This is a genomic window from Streptomyces sp. 1114.5, assembly GCF_003635085.1.
Taxonomy (GTDB): Bacteria; Actinomycetota; Actinomycetes; order Streptomycetales; family Streptomycetaceae; genus Kitasatospora.
The window spans coordinates 1,445,112-1,458,103 of record NZ_RBXE01000001.1; the positions used below are offsets into that span (position 1 = coordinate 1,445,112).

Here is a 12,992-nt window from a genome sequence, read left to right on the forward strand (position 1 = left end):
GTTGGCTGACTTGTTCCAACAAGCTCTGGGCAAGAGCTTGGAGCATGGGTGCTCGCGTCGTCAAGCGCTTCGGGGTACCTTGTTGGAACAAGTCGACCAAGGCAGGAAGATCAGACATGGCCAAACAGACGCCGCGCTACCACGCCATCGCCGATGACCTGCGGCTTCAGATCGAGCGGGGCCAGTTGGAGCCCGGTCAGAAGCTCCCCACGGAGGAAGAACTGACCATGGCCTACGGCGTCAGCCGCAACACCGTGCGCCTCGCGCTCGGGCGCCTGACGGACGAAGGCCTCCTGGTGTCGGCACAGGGGCGAGGAAGCTTCGTCCGGGAGCGCTACAAGCAGGCCGTTTGGAATTGGACCACCATGGAGTCCCGGTCCGTTCACGAGGTGAACCACACTGCCGGCGACCAGTGGGCCAGCCAGATAGCTGGTAATGGCCAGGAGCCGCGCCAGGAGATCCGCGTATCGATCAGGCGCCCCCCGGAGGAAGTAGCGCGTCAACTCCAGCTCGACCCCACGACGGCCCTGACTGTCGTGCGTGAGCGGATCCGCTACGTGGATCACGAGCCGTACGCGCTGGCCGACTCGTACTTCCCGGAGGAACTGGTCCGGAACACGCCGCTGATGCTGCCGGAGGACGTGTCGGCCCCTGGAGGTGTGCTCGCCAGCGCTGGCCTGGTCCAGGTGCGGTACAGCGACGAAATCACCGTCAGGATGCCCACCCGGGAGGAGAGTGAGCGTCTCGTTCTCCCCGCGGCAACCCCGGTCGCGGTCCACCGCCGCACCGGCTACGACAAGGACGACAGGCCACTCCGGGTGATGATCACGACGCTTCCCGGCGACAGGCACGTTATCCGCTACGACGTCTCGGCGGACTAAGGACGACATGACCACCCTGAGCGCTGTACGCCGCCCGGAACCCCTGGACGGCCACGAGCCAGACTCTGAGCTTGTCTGGTACGCCGCGTACGGCTCGAACATGCATCTCGACCGGCTCATGTACTACATCGCTGGCGGGTGCCCACCGGGCGGTGCGCGTGCTTACCCGGGGTGCCGCGATACGCGCCCGCCTCAGGCGACGGTGCCCGTGATGCTGCCAGGACAGCTGTACTTCGCCCTGGAGTCGAAGGTCTGGACCGGTGGCATGGGCTTCTACGACCAGACAGACGATGGAGAGATGCCCGCGCGGGCCTACCTGGTCTCCAGAGAGCAGTTCTCCGACATCGCAGCGCAGGAGATGCATGAGCTGCCGGGGCGCGACCTTGACCTGTCGCAGGCCCTCAAGTTGGGAAGCGTCCGGCTTGGCCCCGGACGCTACGAGACACTGGTATGCCCGGGGCAGATCGACGGCCACCCCGTGCTGACTTTCACCGCGCCATGGCGGCGCGTCGATGCCGAGGTGACCCGCCCATCGGCCGCCTATCTCCGCAACTTCGTGTCCGGGTTGCGTGAGGCCCACGGGTGGACCACCGAGGACGCGGCTAAGTACCTGAGCACCCGGCCCGGCGCGGCCGGGTCCTGGACGGCGAAAGAGATCGCGGCCGCCGTTGGCCTCAAGCCTGGGGTGAGGCCGGAGCCGGAGGCGTGTGGGCCAGCTGTGGGCCACGAGTGCTGATAGGCCCCGGGCGATAGGATTGCGTCCCTGATCAGACGCGATGCGGGCGCAATGGCCGAGTTGTTCTTGAAAACTGTCGTGGCGTGACCCGTCACCGTGGGTTCGAATCCCACGCTCTCCGCTGGTAGGAGAACCACCTGCTCAGGGCGGGTGCCGAGATCCCTCGGCACCCGCCCTCGGTGTTTCCGCGGGGCCGGGGCCGGGGCGGTTCGGCGATCCGGGGCGAGGGGGGTTGACCCTGACACCGTGGGAGGCCGTGGAGTGGAAGCACCATGTTGAACATCGGAGACTTCGCCAGCCACGGCCGGGTGTCGGTGCGGATGCTGCGCCACTACGACGCGATCGGCCTGCTGCGGCCCGCCCGGGTGGACCCGGTCAGCGGGTACCGCTCGTACGAGGCGGGCCAACTCGCCCGGCTCAACCGGGTGATCGCGCTCAAGGAGCTCGGCTTCACGCTGCAGCAGGTGCGGGCCGTCCTCGACGAGGAGGTCGACGCGGCCGCCCTGCGCGGGATGCTGCGGCTGCGACGGGCCCAACTCGCCGAGGCGATCGCAGCGGACGAGCAGCGGCTGGCCCGGGTGGAGGCGAGGCTCCGGACGATCGAGAGCGAGGGGACGATGTCCCAGCACGAAGTCGTGGTGAAGCCCGTGCCGTCCGTCCGGGTGGCCCAACTGACCGGTGTGGCAGCGAGTTACGAGCCCGAGGAGATCGGGCCGGTGATCGGCCCGCTGTTCACCGAACTGTGCCGCCGGCTGGCCGCGGCGGGGATCGCGGAGACCGGTCCGTCCGTCGCCCGCTACGAGGACTCGCCGGAGGGCGACGGCTCGGTGCGGATCCTGGTCGCCGTCCCGATCGCCCGCTCGGTGCGGCCCGGCCGGGCCGACGTCGAACTGCTCGACCTGCCGCCGATCGAGCAGGCCGCCTCCGTCGTGCACCGCGGCTCGATGGACGACTCGGTGGGCAGCTTCCAGGCCCTGGCCCGCTTCATCGAGGAGAACGGCTACCGTTCGGCCGGCTACGCCCGCGAGCTCTACCTGGAGTGCCCGGACGACCCCGCACGGTGGGTGGTGGAGCTCCAGGAGCCGGTGGTCCGCCGGTAGGCCGCTCGTTCGAGCCCCGGGCGCGCGCTTGCCCTCGACCAGGTCGAGGGTCCTAGCGTCGCCCGGCATGACCACTGCCGTCCGCACCCCGCCCCCGCCGCGCGCCGCGCTCCCCGGTCCGTACCTGCTCTGGCTGGCCGGCGCCCAGGCCGGGCTGCTCGGCGACGCCGCGCTGTACTTCGCCCTCGGCTGGGCCGCTTCCGCGCACGGCGGCGGGGCGGCCGGCCTCGTCCTGACGGCGGTCACCGTGCCGCGAACGGCCCTGGTCCTGCTGGGCGGTGTGGTCGCGGACCGGTTCGGCGCCCGCCGGGTGATGCTCGCCGGGGACGCGGTGATGGTGGTGGCGACGCTCGCCCTGGCGCTCCTGGCGGGCCGGGTGGGGACGCCGCTGTGGCTGCTGGTCGCGGCGGCCGCCGTGATCGGCACCGTCGACGCCTTCTACCTCCCGGCGAGCGGATCGCTGCCGCGCCGCCTGGTGCCCGTCGCCGGCCTGCCCCGGGCGCTCGCGCTGCGCCAGGCCGGCGGGCAGGGCGCCGTCCTGCTCGGGGCGCCGCTGGGCGGTCTGCTGGTCGCCGTGGCCGGGCTGCCCGGTGCAGCGGTGGCCGACGCGGTGAGCTTCGGGGTCGTCCTGCTGGTCCTGCTGCGGGTCCGGCCCCCGGCGGCATCCTCTGCCGCCGCCGGACAGAGCCCCGCCGCCTCGCGCGGCCTGCTGCACGAGGCGGCGTCCGGGGTCCGGCTGGCCCTGGCCGACCCGCTGCTGCGGGCCGCGCTACTGCTCACCGGCGCGGCCGCCGGGGCGCTGCTGCCGGTGGTGTCGCTCCTCGGCCCGCTGCTCGCCCGGGCGCACGGCTGGGCTGCGGGTCCGGCCGGACTGGTGAGCGGCGGGCAGGCGGCCGGGGTGCTCGCGGTGGCCGGCCTGGTCGCCTGGCGGGGCACGCTGCCCCGGGCGGGCGTCGGGGCGGCGGCCGGGCTCTGTACGGCGTCGGCTGGGATCGCGCTGCTGGCCCTGGCCGCGGAGCCGGTGCCGGCGGTGGCCGGCAGCGCGGTGGCGGGCGTCGGCTCGGGGCTCTTCGCCTGCCACCTCGGACCGCTGGTGCTGACGGGGGCGCCGCACACCCACCTCTCCCGCGTGCAGGCGCTGCTGACGCTGGTGCAGAGCGTGGCGCTGGTGCTCTCGAACGCCCTGCTGGGCCTGCTCGCCGACACGGCGGGAGCCGCACTCCCCACCCTCCTCTGCGCCCTCGCCACCGCTGCCGCAGGCCTCACCGCCCTGGCCACCCCCGCCCTCCGCCGCGCCTGACCCGGCTGCGGTGTGGCACCTGCCGTCCGCTTCCCCACCGGTCTCCCGTCCCACCCGTCCCCCGTTCCGCCCGGTTCCCGTCCTCCGTTTCCCATCCGTCCCTCGCCCCTCCCGAGGCCCACTTGCCCGGCACCTGCCGTCCGGGCAGAGTGCGGAGGTGGAGGCGGTCGGGCGGTGAGCGGAGGCGGCGATGAGTGATCTGACGGACCGACTGGCGCAGGGCCTCCCGGCCGGGGCGGTGGTGGCGGATCCCGAGGTGACCGCCGCGTACAGCCGCGACATGGCGGGTTTCTGTGCGGCCGGCGTGCCCGCCGTGGTGGTGTTCCCGGAGACGGTCGAGCAGGTGCAGCACGTGATGCGCACCGCGACCGAGCTGCGCGTGCCGGTGGTGCCGCAGGGCGCCCGGACGGGGCTGTCGGGTGCGGCGAACGCGGTGGACGGCTGCATCGTGCTGTCGCTGCTGAAGCTGAACCGGATCCTGGAGATCGACCCGGTGAACCGGATCGCGGTCGTCGAGCCGGGTGTGGTGAACGCCGAACTCTCGCACGCCGCCGAGGAGTTGGGTTTGGCGTACCCGCCGGACCCGTCCAGCTGGGAGTCCTGCACGATCGGCGGCAACATCGGCACCGGCGCGGGCGGCCTCTGCTGCGTGAAGTACGGCGTCACCAGCGAGTACGTGCTCGGCCTGGACGTGGTGCTGGCGGACGGGCGGCTGCTGTCCACCGGCCGCAGGACGGCCAAGGGCGTGGCCGGGTACGACCTGACCCGGTTGTTCGTCGGCTCGGAGGGGACGCTCGGCGTGGTGGTGCGGGCGGTTCTGGCGCTGCGGCCCGCGCCCGCCCCGCAGTTGGCGCTGGCGGCGGAGTTCCCGAGCGCGGACGCGGCGGGTGCGGCGGTCTGCGAGGTGATGGCGCGCGGCCTGACCCCGTCGTTGATGGAGCTGATGGACGCGGTCTCGGTGCGGGCCGTCAACGAGATGGGGCAGATGGGGCTGCCGGAGTCGACCCAGGCGCTGCTGCTGGTGGCCTTCGACGGGCCGGACCGGGTGGCCGAGCTGGCGCAGGTCGCGCGCCTGTGCCGGGAGGCCGGGGCGACCGAGGTGGTTCCGGCCGAGGACCAGGCGGAGTCCGACCTGCTGTTGGCCGCGCGGCGGATGGCGCTGCCGGCGATGGACCGGCTGGGCACCACGATGATCGACGACGTGGCGGTGCCGCGCTCCCGGCTGGCCGAGATGCTGAACGGCGTCGCGGTGATCGCCGAGCGGCACGGGCTGACCATCGGGGTGGTCAGCCATGCCGGGGACGGCAACACCCACCCGATCGTGATCTTCGATGCGGGGGACGAGGAGCAGGCCGTTCGTGCCCAGCGCTCCTTCGACGAGATCATGGCGCTCGGGCTGGAGCTGGGCGGCACGATCACCGGGGAGCACGGGGTGGGGCTTCTCAAGCGGGAGTGGCTGGCCCGCGAGTTGGGCCCGGTGGCGCTGGAACTGCAGCGGCAGCTGAAGGCGGTCTTCGATCCGCTGGGCCTCCTCAACCCGGGCAAGATGGTCTGATTTTCGACAGGTCACATCGGCGGTTTCTCCGCGCCCGTCCGCCCGCCGTATCGATGTGACTTTCTGATGGTCGGGAGATGGCTGGAAAGTCGACATGGAAGGGTGACCGAACTTTTCAGGGGGCGCGTTCGCGGTTCGTCTGCGCCGGGGTGGTGCGACAGGTGGTTCGTCCGGCGTCGAAGCACCGTTTCCGGAGGCCCGTCGAGGTGCCGCCGTTCGAGTGAAAATCCCAGGTCAGCAAGGGTGCGTCGGCGAGTTTCCCTTTGCGTCGCTGTTATTCCCGGCCCCGGTGGATATCACGCTAAAGGGCGAAAACGGCTCCGTCGGCTAGTGCTTTGTCGATTTGTTGCGGAAGTCTGACGTCCGGCGTCGCAGCCCGCAGGTGTTCGTCTGGCCGGCGAACCTTGCACACCATGCTCGATCAATGCGATCAACACCTTCTTGGAGGCATTCATGGCTCGCATCCACTCCCATCGGGTGGCCGGACTCCTGGTCGCCGGGCCGCTCGCGGCCGGTCTGCTGCTGGCAGGCGCCGGTGCTGCCGTCGCCGACAACGGCGCGGGCGCCGCGGGCGGTTCCAACGCCGGCGTGGTGTCCAACACCGGCACCGGCAACGTGTTCGGCGGGGTCGACGGCAACTACGTCTCGAACCAGCAGACGGCCACCGGCTCCGGCGCCTCGAACCAGAGCAACACCCTCGCGGCGAAGGACAACGCGGGCGCCATCCTGGCCGGCCAGGGCAACAAGAACGTCAACGTCATCTTCGCCCCGATCTTCTCCTGACCATGCCGAGCGGCCGAGCGGCTGTGTGGCCGCGGAGCCGAGTGACCGCGTGATCGCATGACCGCACCGGGCACCACGGAAGGCGGGGGCGCCGGAGGTGGCTGTCCACGGGCGGGCCGAGCATCGGCGGTCGGGCCCGGAACGGGCCGGAACGAACGGAGCAGCAGGAAACAACCGGAACAACCGGAACAACCAGAGGGATCCGCGCATCACGGAGGAACAGCGCATCGACCGGCCAGCGGAAAGGGTCGCCGCGAAACCGGCTTCGTGGGCGGTGCCGCCATCGGCACCGCCCACGAGTGCGTCCGGCGCCGCTCCGCCCGCCGTCCACCCGTCCCCGCCGACCGGCCGCGATCCGCCGACCCGAGGGCCCGCGCCCGGAGCCGTCGGCTCACGGCGGTACGGTTGCGCTCCGACAGCGCACCACGTTCCCGGGCCCGGAAGGGCCGGCCCGGCCGGGGTGGCGACCGCGGCAATCGGAAGGAAGGGTGCGCGATGGCGGCGGAGGAGGAGGGCCTGACCGGTCCGGACGAGGCCAGGCCTGCACCGGAGCCCGATCCCGCGGCGCAGGCGCAGTCGCGCCCGGAGCCGACGGTCGAGCCGGCCGGTGAGCGCCGGCCCGAGCCCAGGTCCGTCCCCGAGCTGCTGCTCGGCCGCCCGCCGATGGCCCGCCCGCTGCCGTCCTTCGACCACACGGCCGCGCCCGCCGCGCCCGGCCCGCTGTTCGTGGACTGGCTCGCCACCGCGCTGGACGCCGGGGTGCTGGACCCGCAGGCGTTCACCCTCTCCACCGTCGACTCGGACGGCATGCCGGACGCCCGGGTGCTGGTGCTGCGTGACGTCGACGCGGCCGGCACCGGCTGGAACTTCTCCGCCGCCGCCGACAGCCCCAAGGGCCGTCAGCTCGCCGGCCACCCGGCCGCGGCGCTGAGCGTCTACTGGCCGCAGCTGGGCCGCCAGGTGCGGGTGCGCGGCACCGTCGAGCGGGCTGCCGACGTGGTCGCCGCCGCCGAGTTCGCCACCCGTACGCCCGCCGCCCGGGTCGGCGCGCTGGTCGGGCGGCAGAGCGAGCCGCTGTCCTCGCCGGCCGAGTACGACGAGGCGGTGGCGGTCGCTCGTCGCCGCCTGGAGGCGCACCCGGACGCGGTCGCGCCCGGGCACGCGGTCTACACCCTGTGGGCGCACGAGGTGGAGTTCTGGCAGGGCGACGCCCAGCGCCGGCACGTCCGGCTGCGCTACACCCGCACCGGCCCGGTCAGCTCCCCGGAGTGGTCGCGCACCCTGCTCTGGCCGTAGTGCATCGGGGCGTCCTCGGCCGTAAAGCCCCGACGCCCCGACGCCCCGGCGCGCGCCGACCCCCCGACGGAGGCGCCGCGCCTACCGGCGCCCGGTCAGCGTGGCACCCACGCTGGCCGCCACCACGCACCCGATCCCGGCCAGCTGCGGCACGCCCAGCAGCTGGCCCAGCACCACCAGGCCGACCAGCGCGCTGACCGCCGGCTCCAGGCTGACCAGCACGCTGAACACCCGCTGCGGCATCCGGCGCAGCGCGGTCATCTCCAGCGCGTACGGGATCACCGGCAGCAGCAGTGACACCCCGGCCACCGAGGCGAGCAGCACCAGCGTCGAGGCGTCGGGCGCGGTCAGCCCGTCCCAGGCCTGGCCGAGCCCGAACGGAGCCATCGTCAGCGCGCCGACCGTCATCGACACCGCCAGGCCCTGGAACCCCTGGAAGGTCGCGCCGACCTTGTCGGTGAACAGGATGTACAGCGCGTAGCAGGCGGCCGCCCCGAAGGCGAAGAGCAGGCCGACCGGGTCGAGCGAGCCGCCGCCGTCCCCCTCGCCGAGCAGCGTCAGCAGCATCACGCCGGCGGCCGCGAGCAGCGCCCAGAGCAGGTGGCTGGCGCGCCGGGCGAAGACCAGGGCGACCGCGAGCGGGCCCAGGAACTCGATGGTCGCGGCGGTGCCCATCGGCAGCCGGTCGATCGCCCCGGCGAACAGGAAGGTCATCCCGGCCGAGGCCATGCCGAGCAGCGCCGCCGCGGCGAGGTCGCGCGGGCGCTTGTCGCGCAGCTTCGGGCGGGTGGCGGCGAGCAGGATGACGGCGGCGAAGCCGAGCCGCAGGAAGGTCGTGCCGCTGACCCCGAGCGGGCCGAAGAGCGGCTTGGACAGCGCGATGCCGGTCTGCACCAGGAACATCGCGGTCAGACAGAGAAGCGGCGCCGGGATCCTCTCCGGGCGCCGCAGGACCTTGCCGAACCGGCCGGTGGAGCGGCCGGGCTGGACCTCGGGTGGTGCCCCGGAGCCGGAGGAGGCCCCGCCTCGTCGCCAGCTGCCCCGCTCGCCGGCAGGCTCGCCCTTGGGGGCGGGCGGCATGGCAAGGGCCTCGGCGACGGCGGCGGCCGACGACGAGGCGGCGGGGGTTTCGCTGGTATGGGAGGTGGGCATAGTGGCGAGTTTGCCGTAAGGAGTGCTGAACGGGCAAGCTCGTTACCAATATCGGGACGGATGCGGACGGGTGCGCCCGAAGGGGTGGCCTCCGGAAGGCCTCGCGGCGTGGCTGCCGGATTCATCCGATGGTCCGTCAGTAACAAGGCCGGATGCGCTACCTCCGTCCCGCCTCCCTCCTGGCCGCCTCCCTCGTGCTCCTGCTGGCCACCGACGGGACGGGCGTGAGCGCCGGAGCCGCCGCCCCCGTCGCCGTCCCCCGCATCCGGGCCGTCACCCTCCCCGACCGGGCCGTCCCGCCCCGGGTGCGCGAGAGCTGGAGCGGCCCCGCCTTCGACGTCTGCACGGCGCCGCCGCTCGACACCCTGCGGGCCTGGCGCGGCACCTCCCCGTACGGGGCGGTCGGCATCTACACCAGCGGCTCCCAGCGCGGCTGCGGCCAGCCCCGGCTCACCGCCGAGTGGGTGCACCACGCGCGTGCGATGGGCTGGCGGTTCCTGCCGGTGCACGTCGGACTGCAGGCGCCGTGCGCCGATCCGAGCCGCAAGCCCAAGCGGATCGACCCGGCGAAGGCCGTGCAGCAGGGCCGGGACGAGGCCGACGAGGCCGCCCGCGCGCTGCGCTCGCTCGGCTTCGCCCCGGGCAGCCCGGTCTACCTGGACATCGAGGCCTACCCGCTGCACGATCCGGCCTGCGGCCAGGCCGTCGTCGACTTCGCCCTCGGCTGGACCCAGGCCCTGCACTCCGCCGGCTACCGCTCCGGCGTCTACTCCAGCCTCGACTCCGGCATCGCCGACCTGGCCGCCGCCGCCCGGGCCGGCAGCTCCCCGCTGCCCGATGCGCTCTGGTACGCCCGCTGGGACGACCGCGCCGACACCGCCGGCTCCGGCGGCCTCGACCCCGACCTCTGGAACCTCCACCAGCGCGTCCACCAGCACCAGGGCAACGTCGCGGAGAGCTACGGCGGCGCCACCCTCACCGTCGACCGCAACCAGACGGACGGCCCGACCGCCGACTGACGGCCCCGCCGGTAGGGTGACCCCCGATCGAGCAGACGGGGGGCGGGGCGCCATGTCGGACGGCCAGGGGTACGGCGGAGCCGGCGGCCAGGGGGGCGGGTACGGCTACGGGTACGGCGCACCGCCGCCGCAGAACCCGTACGCACAGCCCGTGCCGCAGAACCCGTACGCACAACCGGTCGCGCCGCCGCACCCGTACGCCGCACCGCAGCCATACGCCGCGCCGCAGCCGTACGCCGCCCAACCGCCTTACCCGGAAGCCCAGTTCGCCCCACCGTCCGCACAGGCCGCGCCGCTCGCACAACCTGCGCCGCCCGCACCCGGAGCCGCCTTCCCCGGCCCGGCCCCGCGCCGCGGCCGCCTCGCCGTGCTGCTCCAGTTCCTCCTCCAGTGGATCTACGCCCCGCTCTGGATCCTCGGCCTGGTGCTCCTCTTCGCCGTCCTGCTCCTCGCGGACTACAGCGGCAGTGGCCCCAGCTCCGACGGCTGGCTGAAGGTCAACCGCACCTTCCTCCCGCCGCGCCGCCTGCGGGCCGAGCTCACCGGCCGCCCGGAGGACTGGGAGCGCTACCTCACTCCGATCCTCCGGCGCCGCATCGAGGCCGCCGAGGCCGCGCACGCGGCCGGCGGCGGCGAGGTGCAGGCCGACCTCGGCCGGGAGGTGTCGGTCGGGCTCGCCGTGCGCCTCTACCGGGGCCTCGGCGCGGACGGCGTGGTCCGGCTCGCCGAACGGCACGGCTGGCAGGGGTCGTTGTCCGGCACGGACGCGGAGCAGGTCCGGCTGGTCCGCCGCTTCCCCGCCCCGGCCGGCCTGAACGCCCCGTCCCCGCAGGACCCGCCCGCCGCCGCCGGTACCCCGTGGGGCCCGCAGCCGACCCGCCCGGCGCTGCTGCTGCCCTTCGTCTTCCTCCTCCAGATCCTCTACGTCCCGGTGTACGGCCTGCTCACCTTCTGGGTGAGCCGCCCGGAGCCGGACTACTGGGAGCGCTGGGGTGCCCGCTGGACGGTCGGCCCGCGCGCCTTCCGGGCCGAGTTCACCGACAGCCCGGCGGCCTGGGACCGCCACATCCGCCGGATCCTCGCGCGCGACACCGCCCGCAAGGACGGCAGCAACGGGCCGCCCACCGGCCCCGGCGGCACCCGGCTGCGCCGCATCCGGGTGAACCGCGCCACGTACCGCGGCGCCGGCGCCCACCAGGCCCTGCGCATCGCCGCCGAACAGGGCTGGACCCTCGACCCGGCCTACACCCCGGACCCCGCCAACTCCCTCCGCCTCTGCCGCCACGAGCAGGCCTGACGGTCCGGTAGGCCGGGATCGCCCCGGCCACGGCCGGGCCGTGATCCGTGCAACGGTGTCGGGATGCTGACAGCGGGTGGCGCGAGACGGCAAAATCGGGCAAGTCCGCGCACATTACCGCCCGGTAGGTGCCGCAGGCGCAGCCGCCAGTGCCCGCCAGGTCAAGGAGGACCCGTGTTCAGCACGATGCAGGACGTCCCGCTCACCGTCGCCCGAATCCTGGAGCACGGGTCCACGATCCACGCCCGCTCGACCGTCACCACCTGGGACGGCACCGGGCCCACCGTCCGGACCTATGCCGAGGTCGGCGCCCGCGCTGCACAGCTCGCTCACGCGCTCCGCGATGAACTCGGCTGCACCGAGTCGAGTGTTATTGGCACGTTGATGTGGAACAACTCGGAACACCTGGAGGCGTACCTCGCCGTCCCCGCGATGGGGGCCGTGCTGCACACGCTCAACCTGCGGCTCCCGGCGCAGCAGCTGTCGTTCATCGTCAACCACGCCGCCGACCGCGTGATCATCGTCAACGGCACGGTCCTCCCGCTGCTCGCCGCCGTCCTGGCGGACCTGGCGCCCACGCTCAAGCACATCGTGGTGAGCGGCCCCGGCGACCGCTCGCTGCTGGCGGGCTTCGCGGGCGGCGTGCACGACTACGAGGAGCTGATCGCGGGCCGGCCGACCACGTTCCCGTGGCGCAGCGACATCGACGAGCGCGAGGCCGCCGTGCTCTGCTACACCTCCGGCACCACCGGCGACCCGAAGGGCGTGCTCTACAGCCACCGCTCGGTCTACCTGCACTGCCTGCAGGTCAACACCGGCGACAACTTCGCCTTCACCCCGCGCGACACCGCGCTGCCGGTGGTCCCGATGTTCCACGTGAACGCCTGGGGCATCCCGCACGCCGCCTTCATGTCCGGCGCCAACCTGCTGATGCCGGATCGTTTCCTCCAGCCCAAGCCGATGGCCGAGATGATCGCCGCCGTCCGCCCGACCGTCAGCGCCGCCGTCCCCACCATCTGGAGCGGCCTGCTGGACGAGCTCGACGCGGGCGACTACGACACCTCCAGCCTGCGCATGGTGGTCATCGGCGGCAGCGCCTGTCCGCCGTCGCTGATGCAGGGCTTCGAGGAGCGCCACGGCATCCGGGTCATCCACGCCTGGGGCATGACCGAGACCTCCCCGCTCGGCTCCTTCGCCCAGCCGCCCGGCGGCCTGACCCCGGAGGAGGAGTGGCCGTACCGGGTCACCCAGGGCATCTTCCCGGCCTCCGTCGAGGCCCGGCTGATCGGCCCGGGCGGCGAGAAGATGCCGCACGACGGCGTCTCGGCGGGCGAGTTGGAGGTGCGCGGCCCGTGGATCGCCGGCGCGTACTACGGCGGGGCCAGGCAGGACCCGCTCCGCCCGGACGACAAGTTCTCCGAGGACGGCTGGCTGCGCACCGGCGACGTCGGCACCATCACCGCGGACGGCTACCTGACCCTCACCGACCGGGCCAAGGACGTCATCAAGTCCGGCGGCGAGTGGATCTCCTCGGTCGAGCTGGAGAACGAGCTGATGGCCCACCCCCAGGTGGCCGAGGCCGCCGTGGTCGCCGTACCGGACGAGAAGTGGGGAGAGCGCCCGCTGGCCACCGTGGTGCTGCGCCCGGGCGCGACCGTCGGGCTGAAGGAGCTGCGGGCCTTCCTGGCCGGGCGGATCGCCTCCTGGCAGCTGCCGGAGCGCTGGTCGATCGTGGAGTCGGTGCCGAAGACCTCGGTCGGCAAGTTCGACAAGAAGGTGATCCGGGCCAGCTACGCGGCGGACGAGCTGGACGTCACGGTGCTCGGCAAGGAGTAGCCGCAGGGACGGAAGCGGCCGGTCGCCCCCGTACGGA

11 protein-coding genes are annotated in these 12,992 nt (G+C 73.3%); 10 read left to right on the forward strand and 1 reads right to left on the reverse strand.

Annotated features, from left to right (window positions below; translation table 11 throughout):
* Positions 1–116: 116 nt before the first annotated feature.
* The 7 genes from BX285_RS06260 (at position 117) to BX285_RS06290 (ending at position 7,651) form a co-directional block, all read left to right on the forward strand.
* Positions 117–881: a GntR family transcriptional regulator gene (locus BX285_RS06260; protein ID WP_183107013.1), complete on the forward strand. Its 765-nt coding sequence runs from the start codon at positions 117–119 to the stop codon at positions 879–881.
* Between the two features lie 7 nt (positions 882–888).
* Positions 889–1,617, forward strand: a complete 729-nt coding sequence (locus tag BX285_RS06265) for a histone deacetylase (RefSeq protein ID WP_259470450.1) — start codon at positions 889–891, stop codon at positions 1,615–1,617.
* A 272-nt stretch (positions 1,618–1,889) separates the two neighbouring features.
* Entirely contained in the window at positions 1,890–2,717 is an 828-nt protein-coding gene (locus tag BX285_RS06270) for a MerR family transcriptional regulator (RefSeq protein WP_121174648.1), read from the forward strand.
* A gap of 67 nt (positions 2,718–2,784) precedes the next feature.
* Positions 2,785–4,017: an MFS transporter gene (locus tag BX285_RS06275; RefSeq protein WP_121174649.1), complete on the forward strand. Its 1,233-nt coding sequence runs from the start codon at positions 2,785–2,787 to the stop codon at positions 4,015–4,017.
* A 190-nt stretch (positions 4,018–4,207) separates the two neighbouring features.
* Positions 4,208–5,572, forward strand: a complete 1,365-nt coding sequence (locus BX285_RS06280; RefSeq protein ID WP_121174650.1) for an FAD-binding oxidoreductase — start codon at positions 4,208–4,210, stop codon at positions 5,570–5,572.
* Positions 5,573–6,025: 453 nt separating this feature from the next.
* A complete protein-coding gene (locus tag BX285_RS06285) occupies positions 6,026–6,355 on the forward strand; it encodes a hypothetical protein (RefSeq protein WP_121174651.1) in 330 nt (109 codons plus the stop codon).
* Positions 6,356–6,850: 495 nt separating this feature from the next.
* Positions 6,851–7,651: a pyridoxal 5'-phosphate synthase gene (locus BX285_RS06290; protein WP_257032521.1), complete on the forward strand. Its 801-nt coding sequence runs from the start codon at positions 6,851–6,853 to the stop codon at positions 7,649–7,651.
* An 81-nt stretch (positions 7,652–7,732) separates the two neighbouring features.
* On the opposite strand, the gene BX285_RS06295 is transcribed toward BX285_RS06290, so the two are convergent.
* Complete coding sequence (locus BX285_RS06295) at positions 7,733–8,803, reverse strand: DMT family transporter (RefSeq protein WP_259470451.1); 1,071 nt, start codon at positions 8,801–8,803, stop codon at positions 7,733–7,735.
* Positions 8,804–8,955: 152 nt separating this feature from the next.
* Between BX285_RS06295 and BX285_RS06300 the strand changes: the two genes are divergently transcribed.
* The 3 genes from BX285_RS06300 (at position 8,956) to BX285_RS06310 (ending at position 12,955) form a co-directional block, all read left to right on the forward strand.
* On the forward strand, positions 8,956–9,822 hold the full coding sequence (locus tag BX285_RS06300; protein ID WP_121174653.1) for a DUF1906 domain-containing protein: 867 nt from the start codon (positions 8,956–8,958) through the stop codon (positions 9,820–9,822).
* A 52-nt stretch (positions 9,823–9,874) separates the two neighbouring features.
* Positions 9,875–11,119 (forward strand): hypothetical protein, encoded by a 1,245-nt coding sequence (locus BX285_RS06305; RefSeq protein ID WP_121174654.1) that lies wholly within the window; start codon positions 9,875–9,877, stop codon positions 11,117–11,119.
* Between the two features lie 174 nt (positions 11,120–11,293).
* On the forward strand, positions 11,294–12,955 hold the full coding sequence (locus BX285_RS06310; RefSeq protein WP_121174655.1) for a long-chain fatty acid--CoA ligase: 1,662 nt from the start codon (positions 11,294–11,296) through the stop codon (positions 12,953–12,955).
* Positions 12,956–12,992: the final 37 nt, after the last annotated feature.